At 70.7% G+C, this 13,961-nt stretch carries 13 protein-coding genes; 10 read left to right on the top strand and 3 right to left on the bottom strand.

All coding sequences use genetic code 11. From position 1 onward, the window contains the following. Positions 1 to 42: 42 nt before the first annotated feature. Positions 43 to 1,095: a LacI family DNA-binding transcriptional regulator gene (locus tag JFB92_RS22245; RefSeq protein ID WP_233163676.1), complete on the bottom strand. Its 1,053-nt coding sequence runs from the start codon at positions 1,093 to 1,095 to the stop codon at positions 43 to 45. 184 nt (positions 1,096 to 1,279) lie between these two features. On the opposite strand from JFB92_RS22245, the gene iolC reads away from it, so the two are divergent. The 8 genes from iolC to JFB92_RS22205 all read left to right on the top strand — a co-directional run bounded on the left by iolC (position 1,280) and on the right by JFB92_RS22205 (position 10,370). Further along, on the top strand, positions 1,280 to 2,266 hold the full coding sequence (gene iolC / locus JFB92_RS22240; RefSeq protein WP_199043767.1) for a 5-dehydro-2-deoxygluconokinase: 987 nt from the start codon (positions 1,280 to 1,282) through the stop codon (positions 2,264 to 2,266). After that, positions 2,256 to 3,128: a Cgl0159 family (beta/alpha)8-fold protein gene (locus tag JFB92_RS22235; RefSeq protein ID WP_199043765.1), complete on the top strand. Its 873-nt coding sequence runs from the start codon at positions 2,256 to 2,258 to the stop codon at positions 3,126 to 3,128. Before iolC ends, JFB92_RS22235 begins: the two co-directional genes overlap by 11 nt. Further along, a complete protein-coding gene (gene iolB / locus JFB92_RS22230; RefSeq protein ID WP_199043763.1) occupies positions 3,125 to 4,021 on the top strand; it encodes a 5-deoxy-glucuronate isomerase in 897 nt (298 codons plus the stop codon). The genes JFB92_RS22235 and iolB overlap by 4 nt, the downstream gene beginning before the upstream one ends. Then, positions 4,011 to 5,894, top strand: a complete 1,884-nt coding sequence (iolD, locus tag JFB92_RS22225) for a 3D-(3,5/4)-trihydroxycyclohexane-1,2-dione acylhydrolase (decyclizing) (RefSeq protein WP_233163675.1) — start codon at positions 4,011 to 4,013, stop codon at positions 5,892 to 5,894. Before iolB ends, iolD begins: the two co-directional genes overlap by 11 nt. Positions 5,895 to 5,908: 14 nt before the next feature. Beyond that, entirely contained in the window at positions 5,909 to 7,405 is a 1,497-nt protein-coding gene (locus JFB92_RS22220; RefSeq protein ID WP_199043754.1) for a CoA-acylating methylmalonate-semialdehyde dehydrogenase, read from the top strand. Positions 7,406 to 7,441: 36 nt separating this feature from the next. Then, a complete protein-coding gene (locus JFB92_RS22215; protein ID WP_199043752.1) occupies positions 7,442 to 8,362 on the top strand; it encodes a TIM barrel protein in 921 nt (306 codons plus the stop codon). A gap of 113 nt (positions 8,363 to 8,475) precedes the next feature. Continuing rightward, a complete protein-coding gene (locus tag JFB92_RS22210; RefSeq protein ID WP_199043750.1) occupies positions 8,476 to 9,501 on the top strand; it encodes a Gfo/Idh/MocA family protein in 1,026 nt (341 codons plus the stop codon). Beyond that, positions 9,498 to 10,370: a sugar phosphate isomerase/epimerase family protein gene (locus tag JFB92_RS22205; protein WP_199043748.1), complete on the top strand. Its 873-nt coding sequence runs from the start codon at positions 9,498 to 9,500 to the stop codon at positions 10,368 to 10,370. Before JFB92_RS22210 ends, JFB92_RS22205 begins: the two co-directional genes overlap by 4 nt. Positions 10,371 to 10,435: 65 nt before the next feature. Here the strand turns inward: JFB92_RS22205 and JFB92_RS22200 are convergent, their stop codons facing one another. Both JFB92_RS22200 and JFB92_RS22195 read right to left on the bottom strand, forming a co-directional pair. Further along, a complete protein-coding gene (locus tag JFB92_RS22200; RefSeq protein ID WP_199043746.1) occupies positions 10,436 to 10,990 on the bottom strand; it encodes a hypothetical protein in 555 nt (184 codons plus the stop codon). A gap of 149 nt (positions 10,991 to 11,139) precedes the next feature. After that, entirely contained in the window at positions 11,140 to 11,988 is an 849-nt protein-coding gene (locus JFB92_RS22195) for a helix-turn-helix transcriptional regulator (protein WP_199043744.1), read from the bottom strand. Positions 11,989 to 12,136: 148 nt separating this feature from the next. On the opposite strand from JFB92_RS22195, the gene JFB92_RS22190 reads away from it, so the two are divergent. After that, positions 12,137 to 12,916 (top strand): NAD(P)H-dependent oxidoreductase, encoded by a 780-nt coding sequence (locus JFB92_RS22190; protein WP_199043742.1) that lies wholly within the window; start codon positions 12,137 to 12,139, stop codon positions 12,914 to 12,916. Between the two features lie 105 nt (positions 12,917 to 13,021). Next, positions 13,022 to 13,753: a class I SAM-dependent DNA methyltransferase gene (locus tag JFB92_RS22185; RefSeq protein ID WP_307789250.1), complete on the top strand. Its 732-nt coding sequence runs from the start codon at positions 13,022 to 13,024 to the stop codon at positions 13,751 to 13,753. The last annotated feature ends 208 nt before the right edge of the window (positions 13,754 to 13,961 follow it).

Raw genomic sequence — 13,961 nt, 5'->3', positions numbered from 1 at the left:
CGAACTGAATCGACTCAACTCATTCGCGCTCCGGCCCGGGTCTCAGTCCGCGGCGGGCGGACCGCTGGTGCCGCGAACGACCAGTTTCGACTCGAGCTTGAGGTACGAACCGGGCTCGCGCACGCCGCGCAGCTGCTCGTCGGCCGCCTGCACCGCCAGCTGCGCCAGCCGCGGCACGTCCTGGCGGACCGTGGTCAGGTCGATGTGACTCAGCCCGGCGATGTGGCTGTCGTCGTAGCCGACGATCGAGATCTGGTCGGGGACGCTCACTCCCGCGCGGGTGAAGACGTCCAGCAATCCGATGGCGCACTGGTCGTTCGAGGCGAACACGGCCGTGGGGAGCGGCCGGTCGTCGGCCAGCATCGCGCGGGCCGCGTCCGAGCCGGCCTCCTCGGTGTGGTTGCCGCGGATGATGCGGATGTTGTCTCCCAATCCGTGGGAGCGCATCGCATCGCGATAGGCGCGGCGCCGCTCGGGCGCGCCGGGCCGTCCGCCGCCGTCCACGTGCGCGATGTGCCGGTGCCCGAGGTCGACGAGGTAGTCGACGACCTCGCGGACGCCCGGGCGGTCCGAGGTGGTGACCGTGTCCACCGGGGCCTTCGCGACCCGGCGGCCGACGGTCACGGTCGAAATACGCCGGCCGAGATCGTGGACGTCCTCGTCGGGGATGGTCGGGCCGCACAGCAGCAGCGCCTCGCTGCGGTGCCCGATGAGGGCCTCGATGGCCTTGTGCTCGTCCCGGGTCGGCACCGCCGCCGACAGGACGATGTCGTACCCGAGCTCCTCGGCGGCCGGATAGATGGCCTCGACCAGGTCGACGTGGTACGGGTTGCGGGCGGTGAACAGGATGCCGAGCACCTTGCTGCGGCCGCGCGCCAGGAGCCGGGCGGCCATGTCGGGGCGGTAGCCGAGTCGGGAGGCCGCCTCGAAGACGCGCTCACGCGTCTCGGGGCTGGCGCCGGGCTGGCCGCGGAACACGAGTGAGACCAGGGCGCGGGAGACTCCGACCTCGGCGGCCACGTCGGCCATGGTCGGTCGGCGGGACCGCAGGGGCGGGCTCTGGCCGGGGGGAGGGGTGTTCTCGTGGCGGCTCATTTGGACCGTTACCTTTCCGATGCAAAGATATCGAGATTTTTATTGTCCTGCCCTTGACGCAGTGTTGTGGCGCGTGCAATTCTAGCCTAACTAGCGCGCGCTAGTAGCGCGCTCTATCGCGATCGAATCGCGCAGATCCGCTACCAGTGGCGGATTTGTTCCCGAACCCTTTCAGTGGGAGGCAATGTTGGCTCCGCAGCGGCGAAGCGACCCGTCCGGCGACCCGTTCGAGGTCGTGACGATGGGCCGTATCGGTGTGGATCTCTACCCGGCGCAGACCGGCGTGGCGATTCCGCAGGTCGAATCGTTCAACAAGTACCTGGGCGGCAGCCCCACGAACGTCGCGGTCGCGGCGGCCAGGTACGGGCGACGGGCCGCCGTGGTGACCAAGGTCGGCGAGGACCCGTTCGGGGCCTACGTGCGCGACGCGCTGCACGACTTCGGTGTGGACGGACGCTTCGTCGGCACCGACCCCGGCAACCCCACCCCGATCACCTTCTGCGAAGTCTTTCCCCCCGACGACTTCCCGCTCTACTTCTACCGCTTTCCCAAAGCGCCGGACCTGAACGTGGCCCCCGGAGACCTCGATCTCGAGGCCATCGGATCGGCTCGGGTGTTCTGGGCGACGGTGACCGGCCTGTGCGCCGAGCCCTCCCGCTCGGCCACCCTCACCGCGCTCGAAGCCGCCGAGCCCTGCGAGTACACCGTCCTCGACCTGGACTGGCGGCCGATGTTCTGGGACAGCCCCGACGAGGCCCGCGGCTGGGTCGGCAAGGCCCTCGAACACGCCGACGTGGCCGTCGGCAACCAGGACGAGGTCGAAGTCGCCGTCGGCACCCGCGAACCCCGCGAGGCCGCCCGGCGCCTCCTGGACAAGGGCGTCAAGCTCGCGATCGTAAAGCAGGGCCCGGCCGGAGTCCTGGCCGTGGACGGCCACGGCGAAGCCCAGCTCCCACCGGTCCCGGTCGACGTGGTCAACGGCCTCGGCGCCGGAGACGCCTTCGGCGGAGCCCTCGTCCACGGACTGCTCGCGGGCCGCGACCTGACCTCGCTGATCGCCCACGCCAACGCCGCCGGAGCCATCGTCGCCGGACGCCTGGCCTGCTCGTCGGCGATGCCGACCGCCGCCGAGGTCGAGGCCAAACTGCGGGAGGCCGCCGATGCACGCTGAACGAACCGCCGAACTGGCCGAGACCCGCCTGGTCGACCCCGAGGCGATCACCCGCGCGGCCGACCGGCGCCGCCGCGCCGAGAGCCCGGTGGGGGAGTCGGGGAAGTGCTTCATCATCGCCGCCGACCACCCGGCGCGGGGCGCGCTCGGCACCGGCGGGAACCCGATGGCCATGGCCGACCGGGGCGACCTGCTTGACCGGCTGTGCACCGCGCTGGCAAACCCCGGCTGCAACGGGGTCCTGGCCACCGCCGACATCCTCGAGGACCTGCTGCTGCTCGGAGCACTGGAGGGCAAGGCCGTGTTCGGTTCGATGAACCGCACCGGCCTGGCCGGAGCCGCCTGGGAGATCGACGACCGTTTCGCCGGGATGAACGCCGCCGGCATCGAGCGGCGGCGCTTCGACGGCGGCAAGACCCTCACCCGCATCGACTACCGGGACCCGGCCACGCCGTCGGTCCTGGAGAACACCGCGAAAGCCGTCGACGACCTCGCCGCGCGTGGTTTGATCGCGATGGTCGAGCCGTTCATCTCCCGCCGCGAGGGCGGGAAAGTCGTCAACGACCTGTCGACCGAGGCGGTGGTCAAATCGGTGGCGATCGCCTCGGGCCTGGGCGGGACCAGCGCCTACACCTGGCTCAAGCTCCCGACCGCGCCCGACATGGAGCGCGTCGCGGCCGCCTCGACCCTGCCGATGGTGCTCCTCGGCGGCGAGGTCGCCGACCTCGGCGCCCAGCGCGAAAGCTGGGCGAAGTCCCTGGCCTTGCCCGGCGTGGTCGGTCTGACCGTGGGCCGGTCCCTCCTCTACCCCGACGACGGCGACGTCGCCGGCGCGATCGAAGCGGTGGTGAGCCTGCTGTGAACCGATTCCATCTCCCGGCCGGGACGACGTCCCAAGGCCCGTACGACACCGTCGTCACCCCCGAGTCCGCCGAATGGGGCCACTCGGGCCTGAAGGTCCTGAACCTGCCCGCCGGCGGGTCGCACACCTTCGAGACCGGCGAGTCCGAGACCCTCGTCCTGCCGCTGTCGGGCTCGTGCGCCGTCCGCTGCGACGGCGAGGTCTTCGATCTCCAGGGCCGACGCGGCGTCTTCACCCGCGTCACCGACTTCGCCTACATCCCGCGCGACGCGACCGCCACCGTCACCAGCGAGCGCGGCGGGCGGTTCGCGATGCCCTCGGCCCGCTGCCGCCGCAGGCTGACCGCCCGCTACGGCCCGGCCGAGGAGGTCCCGGTCGAGCTGCGCGGGGCCGGGCAGTCCAGCCGCCAGGTCAACAACTTCTGCACCCCCGAGACGTTCGAGGCCGACAAGCTCATCGCCTGCGAGGTCATCACCCCCTCGTCGAACTGGTCCTCCTACCCGCCGCACAAACACGACGCGCACACCGAGACCGAGCGCGAACTCGAGGAGATCTACTACTTCGAGGTCTCCGAGGGCCCGGCAGGCCCCGGCTTCGCCTGGCAGCGCGTCTACGCCAGCGACCCCGAGCGCCCCATCGACGTCAACGCCGAGGTCCGCAGCGGCGACCTGGTCCTCATCCCGCACGGCTGGCACGGTCCGGCTGCGGCCGCGCCCGGCTACGACCTCTACTACCTCAACGTGATGGCCGGCCCCGGCGCCGACCGGGCCTGGCTGATCTGCGACGACCCCGCCCACGGCTGGGTCCGCTCGACCTGGCCCGACCAGCCGACAGACCCGCGACTGCCGCTGACCTCCGCCACCGAGCCGGAAGGGGACGACGATGTCCGCTGAGACCGTGCGACTCACCGTCTCCCAGGCGCTGGTCCGGTTCCTCGCGAACCAGTGGACCGAGCGCGACGGCGAACGCCGCCGCCTGATCGCCGGGACCTTCGGGATCTTCGGCCACGGCAACGTCGCCGGACTCGGGCAGGCCCTGCTCCAGGCCACCGAGGAGGACGGCGTCGACATGCCGTACCTGCTGGCCCGCAACGAGCAGGCCATGGTCCACGCCTCGACCGCCTACGCCAAGCTCAGCGACCGGCTCTCGACGTACGCCTGCACCGCCTCGATCGGCCCCGGCTCGACCAACATGGTCACCGGCGCGGCCCTGGCGACGGTCAACCGGCTCCCGGTGCTCCTGCTGCCCTCCGACGTCTTCGCCACCCGCTCCCCGGACCCGGTGCTCCAGCAGCTCGAAGACACCAAGGCCCTGGACGTTTCGGTCAACGACGCGTTCCGACCGGTCTCGAAGTTCTTCGACCGCGTCTGGCGGCCCGAGCAGCTCATTCCCTCCGCTCTGGCGGCCATGCGGGTGCTGACCGACCCGGTCGAGACCGGCGCGGTCGTGCTCTCGCTGCCCCAGGACGTCCAGGCCGAAGCCTGGGACTGGCCGGTCGAGTTCTTCCGCGACCGCACCTGGACCGTCCGCCGCCCGGCCCCCGACGCCGCCGAGCTCGACGCCGCGCTGGAGGCGCTCCGCGGAGCCGAGAAGCCGCTCATCGTCGCCGGCGGCGGCACGGTCTACTCCCGGGCGACCGAGGAACTGCGGTCCTTCGCCGCCGCCCACGGCGTCCCCGTGGCCGAGACCCACGCCGGACGCGGCTCGCTCCCGTGGGACCACCCGCAGTCGGTCGGCGCGCTCGGCTCGACCGGATCGCGCGCGGCCAACCACCTCGCCGCCGAAGCGGATGTGGTGCTGGGCGTCGGCACCCGATACTCGGACTTCACCACCGCCAGCCACACCGCCTTCGGCAACCCCGAGGTGCGGTTCGTCAACCTGAACGTGGCGGCGATGGACGCGGCCAAGCACTCGGCGGCGATGCTCGTCGCCGACGCCCGCACCGGCCTCGAAGCCCTGCACGACGAACTCGGCAGCTGGAGCGCCGACCCGGCCTGGACGCGGCGGGCCACCCGGCTGGCCGCCGACTGGCAGGCCGTCATCGACGGCGCCAAGCGCCTCGACCACGGCCCGCTGCCCGCGCAGACGGAGATCCTGGGCGCGCTCAACGACGCCATGGGCGACCGCGACGTGGTCATCAACGCCGCCGGTTCCATGCCCGGCGACCTCCAGATGATGTGGCGCTCCAGGGACCCGAAGCAGTACCACGTCGAGTACGGCTACTCGTGCATGGGATACGAGATCGCCGCCGGGCTCGGCTGCAAGCTGGCCGACCCGTCGCGCGAAGTCTTCGCCCTGGTCGGCGACGGCTCGTACCTGATGCTGGCCTCCGAGATCCCCACGATGATCTCCGAGGGCCTGAAGGTCGTCGTCGTGGTCGTCCAGAACCACGGCTTCGCCTCCATCGGGGCCCTGTCGGAGTCGCTGGGATCGCAGCGGTTCGGCACCAGGTACCGCTACCGGGACGACGAGTCGGGCCTGCTCGACGGGGACGTGCTCCCGGTCGACCTGGCCGCCAACGCCGCCAGCCTCGGCGCGAACGTCCTGACCGCGAAGACCGTCACCGAGTTCAAAGAGGCCATAGAGGTCGCGAAGGACGCCGAGGCCACCACCGTGGTCCACGTCGAGACCGACCTGTACTCGCCGGGCCTGCCCGAGAGCGCGTGGTGGGACGTGCCGGTGGCCGAGACCTCCGAACTGGATTCGACCCGCGCGGCCTACCAGACCTACGCCGACCACAAGCGCACCCAGCGCCACTACCTCTAAGGGGACGACAGCAAATGACGACCATCGAGCACTGGATCGGCGGGGCGCTGACCGCGGGTGGCTCCGAGCGGACCGGGGACGTGTTCAACCCGGCGACCGGCGAGGTCGCCCGGCAGGTGCGACTGGCCGGGGCCGCCGACGTCGACGCGGCGGTGCGGACCGCGGCGAAGGCGTTCGAGTCCTGGGGCGACTCCTCGCTCTCCCAGCGGACCAAGGTCATGTTCCGCTTCCGTGAACTCCTGGTCGAGCACGAGGACGAGATGGCCCGCCTCATCTCGGCCGAGCACGGGAAGGTCGTCGAGGACGCCCGCGGCGAGATCATCCGCGGCCGCGAGGTCGTCGAATACGCCTGCGGCATCGCCGACGTGCTCAAGGGCAGCTACTCGGACCAGGTCTCGCGCGGAATCGACGTGTTCAACTTCCGCCAGCCGCTCGGCGTCTGCGCCGGGATCACGCCCTTCAACTTCCCGATCATGGTCCCGATGTGGATGCACCCGGTCGCGATCGCCACCGGCAACACCTTCGTGCTCAAGCCCTCCGAACGCGACCCGTCCGTGTCCAACCTGGTCGCCGAGCTCTACGCCGAGGCCGGGCTCCCCGACGGGGTGTTCAACGTCGTCCACGGCGACAAGACCGCCGTCGACGCCCTGCTCGACCACGACGAGGTCGCCGCGGTCTCCTTCGTCGGCTCGACGCCGATCGCGAAGTACATCCACCAGCGCGCCACGGAGAACGGCAAACGGGTCCAGGCCCTGGGCGGGGCGAAGAACCACGCGGTGGTCCTGCCCGACGCCGATCTGGAGTTCGCCGCTAACCACCTGACCGCCGCCGCCTACGGCTCGGCCGGTCAGCGCTGCATGGCCATCTCGGTGGGTGTGGCGGTCGGCGAGGCCGGCGACGCCCTGGTGGAGGTCCTCAAACGCAAGGCCGAGGAGGTCAAGGTCGGGCCCGGCGACGACCCGGCCTCCGAGATGGGCCCGGTCGTCACCCCGGCGGCCCGGGACCGCGTGATCCGCGCGGTGGAATCCGGGCAGGCACAGGGCGCCGACCTCGTCGTCGACGGCCGGGGCCTGAGCCTGCCCGGGCACGAGGACGGCTTCTTCGTCGGCCCGTCCCTGCTCGACAAGGTCACCGCCGACATGGACGCCTACCGCGAGGAGATCTTCGGACCGGTCCTGTCGGTGGCCCGAGCCGCCGACGTCACCGAGGCGATCGAACTGATCAACGCCAACCCCTACGGCAACGGCACGGCGATCTTCACCTCCTCGGGAGCGGCCGCGCGGCGCTTCCAGCGCGAGGTCAAGGTCGGAATGATCGGCGTCAACGTCCCGATCCCGGTCCCGATGTCCTACTACTCCTTCGGCGGCTGGAAGGACTCCCTGATCGGCGACTCCCCGATCCACGGACCCGAAGGCGTGCGGTTCTACACCCGCGCCAAGACCGTCACCAGCCGCTGGCCCGAGGTCCGCCAGACCGTCGACGCCGCCTTCCATTTTCCGACCAGCAACTGAGCCCGACCACCAACCGATCAGGACAGGAGACCGTCAATGTCGACGCAAGCGCTCAACCTCCGCCTCGGCTCCGCTCCGGACTCGTGGGGCGTGTGGTTCCCCGAGGACGACCGGCAGCTGCCGTACACGCGGTTCCTCGACGAGCTGGCCGAGGCCGGCTACGAGTGGGTCGAACTCGGGCCCTACGGCTACCTGCCGACCGACCCGCAGGTGCTGGCCGACGAGATCGCCGGGCGCGGCCTGAAGGTCTCCGGCGGGACCGTGTTCGGCAACCTCCACCGCCCCGAGCTGTGGGACCAGATGCACGCGGTCGTCTCCAAGGTCTCCCGGCTCACCGCCTCCCAGGGCGCGAAGCACGTGGTGTTCATCCCGCCGATGTTCCGCGACGAGAAGACCGGCGAGTTCTCCGACTCTCCCGAATGGGACGCCGCGACCTGGAAGGTCGTGCACTCCACGGCCAACCGCATCGGCAAGGAGATGTTCGAGGAGTACGGCGTCCGCATCGAGCTGCACCCCCACGCCGACACCCAGATCATGACCCAAGACCAGATCGAGACATTCCTCGACGGAACGGACTCGGACTTCGTATCGCTGTGCCTGGACACCGGGCACGTCGCCTACGGCGGGGGCGACAACATCGACCTCATCCGCCGCTACGCCGAGCGCGTCGGGTACGTCCACATCAAGCAGATGGACCCCGAGGTGCTCCGACAGGTGAACGATGAAGCACTCGGCTTCGGAGAGGCCGTCAAACGCGGCGTGTGCGTGGAGCCGCCCGCGGGCGTGCCGAACCCGGCCGACATCGTCACCGAACTGTCCCGACTCGACGCCGATCTGTTCGTGATCGTCGAGCAGGACCTGTATCCCTGCGAGCCCGATGTGCCTCTGCCGATCGCAGTCCGGACTCGCAAGTATCTCAACTCCTGCGGCCTCGGAGCGCGCTACCAGCGCTCCTAGCCGGCAGAGCCTCTCACGAAAGTGGAACTGGCCTTGGACGACCTCACCCACCACATGTCCGGCGGCGCCGAGCTCGCCCGCGCCACCGGCCCGCAGCAGAAAGGCTGAAGCGAATGAGCATCGGCATCGGCGTGATCGGCACCGGCTGGATCGGCGAGGAGCACGTGAGGCGCCTGACGCACACGGTCGCCGGCTCCGAAGTGGTCGCCGTGTCCGACATCGACCGCGAACGCGCGGCCCAGGTCGCCGCGATCAGCGGCGCCAGGGTCATCGACTCGGCCGAGAAGCTGATCGACGACCCGGACGTGGAGGCGGTGGTCATCACCTCGTGGGGACCGGTCCACGCCGAGCAGGTCCTGGCCTGCGTCGCGTCCGGCAAGCCGGTGTTCTGCGAGAAACCGCTGACCACCGAGGCCGCCGACGGCCTGCGCATCCTGGGGGCCGAGCAGGAAATCGGGCGCCGGCTCGTCCAGGTCGGGTTCATGCGCCGCTACGACGAGGGCTACCGCGAACTCAAGCGCCTGATCGACGACGGGGCGATCGGCACGCCCCTGATGGCCCACTGCGCGCACCGGAACCCGACCGTCCCGGAGTCCTACCACTCCGACATGGAGGCCCAGGACACCGCCGTGCACGAGATCGACACGCTGCGCTGGCTGCTGGGAGACGAGTTCGCCTCCGTGCAGGTGCTCAGGCCCCGCAGCACCAGCAAGCGGTTCGAGCACCTCACCGACCCCCAGATCATGCTGTTCGAGACCGTGTCGGGAGCCCGGGTCGACGTCGAGGTCTTCGTCAACTGCCAGTACGGCTACGACATCCAGTGCGAAGTCGTCGGCGAGACCGGCGCCGCCCGCCTGCCCGATCCGGCCCGCGTCCACGTCCGCGGCGGCGGCGGCAACGGCCACGCGGTCGTCCAGGACTTCCCGTCCCGCTTCGCCGCGGCCTTCGACGTCGAACTCCAGGAATGGGTCGACGCGGTCGGAGCCGGCGCCGAGCCGACCGGCCCGACCGCGTGGGACGGCTACGCCGCCGCGGTCGTCACCGACGCCGCCGTCAAGGCCCTCCACAGCGGCCGGACGGTCCCGGTGGAGCTGACCGAGCGCCCGTCCTTCTACGCACCGGAAGGGGCCGTCCGATGAAGATCGCGCTCGACCCGACGCCGTTCAGGCACCTGCCGCTGGCGGAGATGGTCCGCACCGCGGCCGAACTCGGCTACGAGTACATCGAGCTGAGCCCGCGCGAGGACTTCATGCCGTTCTTCGTCCACCCGAGGGCCGACTCGGCGCGCGTCGCCGAACTCAAGGCCGCGCTGAAGGAGACCGGCGTCCGGATCGCGAGCGTCCTGCCGCTGTACCGGTGGTCGGGTCCGGACGAGGACGAGCGCCAGGCCGCGGTCCGCTACTGGAAGCGGGCCATCGAGATCACCGCCGAACTGGGCGTTGACCAGATGAACTCGGAGTTCAACGGCCGCCCCGAACGCGCCGCCGAGTCCGAGGCGCAGTTCTGGCGCTCCATGGAGGAACTGCTGCCGGTCTTCGAACGCGAGGGCATCGGCCTGAACCTCGAACCCCACCCGGACGATTTCTGCGAGGAGAACCGGCCGGGCGTGGACCTGGTGCGGGCGATCGACAAGCCGTGGGTCAACTACGTCTACTGCGCGCCGCACACCTTCCACCTCGCCGGGGACGAGGTGTACCCCGACGTCGCCGAGATGCTCGGATACGCGGGGGACAAGCTCGCCCACCTGCATCTGGCCGACTCGTTCAACTTCAAGGGCTCGGGCGGCCTGCGCTACATCCTCAACCCGCCGGGGACCCCGGCCCGCATCCACCAGCACCTGGACATCGGCCAGGGCGAGGTGGACTGGGACGCGTTCTTCGCCAAGCTGCGCCGGATGGACTTCGACGGGATCGCCACGGTCGCGGTGTTCGCCTGGGACGAGCGGGCGCACGAATCGTGCGCCTACATGCTCGAACAGGCCAAGCGGGGCCTGCTGGCCCCGGTATAGACCTCGTTCAGAGGGCAGAGAGAACCAGTCCCGGCCCCACCAGGGCCGGGACCGGCGGCCTGCCGCTATCCGACGACGAGCAGCGCGACCGCGACGATGGCGGCCGCGGCCGCGGGCACGCCCAGGCCGAGCGAGAGTCCGACGGTGAGCCGGGCCCGTTTCGCGTCGCGTTCGGCGGCTTCGGGATCGGGGCCGCCCAGGTAGTACCCGGCCCAGGCGACCAGCCGCTCGGGTCCGCCGTTCATGAACAGGGTGAACCGGAGCGGTGCCTCCCCTGCGCGGTGGAGGACCAGCTGCTGGGAGAACCCGACGTAGTACCAGGCGGTGAGCCGGTCGCCGGGGACGGTCCACTGCCGGGCGGCGCCGTACCACCAGCGGCGGGTGACGGTCAGGACGCCGCCGACCGGATCGAAGTCGAGCCGGACCTTGAACGAGACGGCCGCGACCGCCGGGACGGCGGCGACGAGTCCGGCGAGGACGGCGAGCCTGCGGTCGCCGTTGGTTGCCGAACCGGTCCACCACAGGACGAACAGCACGACCGGCATCATGAACACGGTCACGGTCACCAGGGACCGCGTGACCGAGTAGCCGCGGATCTCCAGGGGATGAGACGGGTGCATCAAGAGGGCTCCCCTCGCGGTGAGCGGTGTCGGGCAGCGCGACCACGCAGACGGCCGTAGTCCGAAACCGAAAGGCCGGCGCGCCCTGCCCGTTCGACTCCCGACAACCTACTGGACGCGAACCACCCGCCGACCCTTCGCCGCGGGCGCTACTCGGCGGCCCGGGTGTCCACGGCCGGAACCGGCTCGGCGCCTTCCGCGCTGAGTCTCGCGAGCAGGCGCAGCCCGTCCTCGGCGGGGCTGCCGGAGGCCGCCGACAGCACCAGCAGCTCCATGCCCGATTCCCCCGGCAGCGCGAAGTTCTCCTGGTGCAGTTCCAGCAGTCCGACCAGCGGGTGCCGGTAGCGCTTGCTCCCGTGCGTGCGGGCGCGCACGTCGGCGCGGGCCCAGAGCCGGCGGAAGCGCTCGCTCCCCATCGCCAGCTCGCCGATCAGCGAGGCCAGGCGCGGGTCGTCGGGGTACATGCCTGCGGCCAGGCGCAGATGCCCGACCACGTCGAGCGTGCACCGGTCCCGGTCGGCGTACAGGCCGCGCTCGTCTTCCTCCAGGAACAGGTGCCGCGCGGTGTTCAGGCCGGGCATGGGGCGTCCGTACAGGAGTCCGGCGAGCCGGTTCCCGGCCAGCACGTCCAGGCGGTGGTTGACGATCAACGCGGGGGCGTCGGCGACCAGGTCGAGCACGCGCAGCAGCTCCGGGCGGACCCGGCGGCCCGGCGCCTTCGCGCGGCGGCGGCGCTGTCGGGCGAGGCGGTGGAGGTGCTCGCGCTCGGTCTCGTCGAGGCCGAGGACCCGCGCGAGCGCGTCGAGGACCTGCGCGGACGGCTGAGTGGCGCGGCCCTGCTCCAGGCGCACGTAGTAGTCGACACTGACGCCGGAGAGGTGCGCGACCTCCTCGCGGCGCAGCCCCTCGACCCGGCGACGGCGGTCGGCCGGGATGCCGACGGTCGCCGGATCGACCCGGGCGCGCCGGGTGCGCAGGAAACCCGCGAGATCGTCCATGCCCCGAGTATGCCCCCGGCGCGGCCCGGGCCCGCCGGTGAAGGTGGTCCTGCCGTTACCAGGAAGCCCGGTCCGCCGGAAGAAGCGCCCCTGAACGGCTGGCCCCGTCCCGCCGAGAATCGAAGGCACCCGATTCGAAGGAGTTCCCATGAAGACCCTGATCGTCTACGCCCACCCGGAACCGAAGTCGCTCAACGGCTCGCTGAAGGACCTCGCGGTGTCCACCTTGGAGAACGCCGGGCACGAGGTGCGGGTCAGCGACCTGTACGCCATGCGCTGGAAGGCGGTCGTGGACGCCGAGGACTTCGGCCCCGACGCGTCGAGCCCGCTGAAGGTCGCCCCGGACTCGGGCCGGGCCTTCGACGCCGGAACGCTCGCCCCCGACGTCCGCGCCGAGCAGGAGAAGCTGCTGTGGGCCGACACGATCGTCTTCCAGTTCCCGATCTGGTGGTACACGATGCCCGCGATCCTCAAGGGCTGGGTCGACCGGGTGTTCACCTACCATTTCGCCTACGGCGTCGGAGAGCACAGCGACACCAAGTACGGCGAGCGCTTCGGCGAGGGCACCCTCGCCGGGAGGAGGGCGATGCTGTCGGTGACCACCGGCGGCCCCGAATCGCACTACGCCGCGCGCGGCATCAACGGCCCCATCGACGACCTGCTGTTCCCGATCCACCACGGCATCCTGTACTACCCGGGCATCGAGGTGCTGCCGCCGTTCGTGCTGTACGGCACCGACCGGATGACCGTCGAGGACTTCCCGGCCATCGCCAAGGCATGGGAGCGCCGGCTGCTGACCCTGGAGTCGACCGAGCCGATCCCGTTCCGACGCCAGAACTTCGGCGACTACGAGATCCCCTCGCTGCACCTGAAGGAAGGACTGGAACCCTCCGGCCGCAAGGGATTCGCGCTGCACGTCCGCGCCTGACACCCGAGCCCTGCCGCCCGGAGTCCCCGGGCGGCAGGGCCTTCGGCGGTCTCGCCGCCGGAAAACCCGTCGATTCCGGCGGTCTCGACATGCTACTTTCCGCTGGTGACAGAACCCGTGGACTATTTCGGCCCCGAAGTGGCCGCCGGCTACGACGACCCCTCTTCAGGGGCGTTCGCCCCCGAGGAGGTCGAACCGGCCGCCGACCTGCTCGCCGAGATGGCCGGGGACGGCCGGGCCCTGGAGTTCGCCATCGGCACCGGCCGGATCGCGCTCCCGCTGGCCAGACGCGGGGTGCCGGTCAGCGGCATCGACCTCTCGTCCGCCATGGTCGAGCGGCTGCGGGCCAAACCGGACGGGAAGGAGATCCCGGTGGTCCTCGGGGACTTCTCCAACACCCGCCTCGAAGGCGCCTTCAGCCTCGTCTACCTGGTCTTCAACACCATCGGGAACCTCACGACCCAGGACTCGCAGGTGGAGTGCTTCCGCAACGCCGCCGCCCACCTCGAACCCGGCGGCCGCTTCCTGATCGAGGTCGGCATGCCCGAACTGCGGCGCCTCCCGCCCGGCCAGAACGCCGTGCCCTTTGCCGCCGGACCCCGCAAATGGGCCCTCGACCGCTACCACGTGGCCACCCAGGAGATGAGCTCGAACTACTTCGACGCCGAGACCGGCTCCTTCTATTCGATTCCTTTCCGCTACGTCTGGCCCGCCGAACTGGACCTGATGGCCCGCCTCGCCGGGATGCGGCTGCGCGACCGCTGGGAGGACTGGAACCGCAACCCGTTCGGCGACGAGTCCGCCCGCCATGTCTCGGTCTGGGAGAAGACCGCCTAACTCCGGTCCGGGCTACGGGAAGCGTGTCCGGTCAGGCGCCGGTACCGGCTCTTCGCTGGCAGGCACAGTGAAGCGCCCGAACCCATACTTGGATTCGAGCTGAGCTGTATTGAAGCTCCTCCCCGCCCCGGCTGCCCGGGACGGGCGGGGTAAGAAGGGCGGGGGTCCGAGACTGGTTGTGGTGCAGGCGTTCTCGTGAGGAGTATCT

Origin of the sequence: Glycomyces salinus (assembly GCF_016428645.1) — a bacterium.
Classification (GTDB): domain Bacteria; phylum Actinomycetota; class Actinomycetes; order Mycobacteriales; family Micromonosporaceae; genus Glycomyces; species Glycomyces salinus.
Note: the sequence above shows the minus strand (reverse complement) of the source record. Positions and strands in the feature narration are given on the sequence as shown.

Coding starts and splice junctions, on each gene's coding strand:
- JFB92_RS22245 (WP_233163676.1), bottom strand. CDS start 1,095: ATGAGCCGCCACGAGAACACCCCTCCCCCCGGCCAGAGCCCGCCCCTG.
- iolC (WP_199043767.1), top strand. CDS start 1,280: ATGTTGGCTCCGCAGCGGCGAAGCGACCCGTCCGGCGACCCGTTCGAG.
- JFB92_RS22235 (WP_199043765.1), top strand. CDS start 2,256: ATGCACGCTGAACGAACCGCCGAACTGGCCGAGACCCGCCTGGTCGAC.
- iolD (WP_233163675.1), top strand. CDS start 4,011: ATGTCCGCTGAGACCGTGCGACTCACCGTCTCCCAGGCGCTGGTCCGG.
- JFB92_RS22220 (WP_199043754.1), top strand. CDS start 5,909: ATGACGACCATCGAGCACTGGATCGGCGGGGCGCTGACCGCGGGTGGC.
- JFB92_RS22215 (WP_199043752.1), top strand. CDS start 7,442: ATGTCGACGCAAGCGCTCAACCTCCGCCTCGGCTCCGCTCCGGACTCG.
- JFB92_RS22210 (WP_199043750.1), top strand. CDS start 8,476: ATGAGCATCGGCATCGGCGTGATCGGCACCGGCTGGATCGGCGAGGAG.
- JFB92_RS22205 (WP_199043748.1), top strand. CDS start 9,498: ATGAAGATCGCGCTCGACCCGACGCCGTTCAGGCACCTGCCGCTGGCG.
- JFB92_RS22200 (WP_199043746.1), bottom strand. CDS start 10,990: ATGCACCCGTCTCATCCCCTGGAGATCCGCGGCTACTCGGTCACGCGG.
- JFB92_RS22195 (WP_199043744.1), bottom strand. CDS start 11,988: ATGGACGATCTCGCGGGTTTCCTGCGCACCCGGCGCGCCCGGGTCGAT.
- JFB92_RS22190 (WP_199043742.1), top strand. CDS start 12,137: ATGAAGACCCTGATCGTCTACGCCCACCCGGAACCGAAGTCGCTCAAC.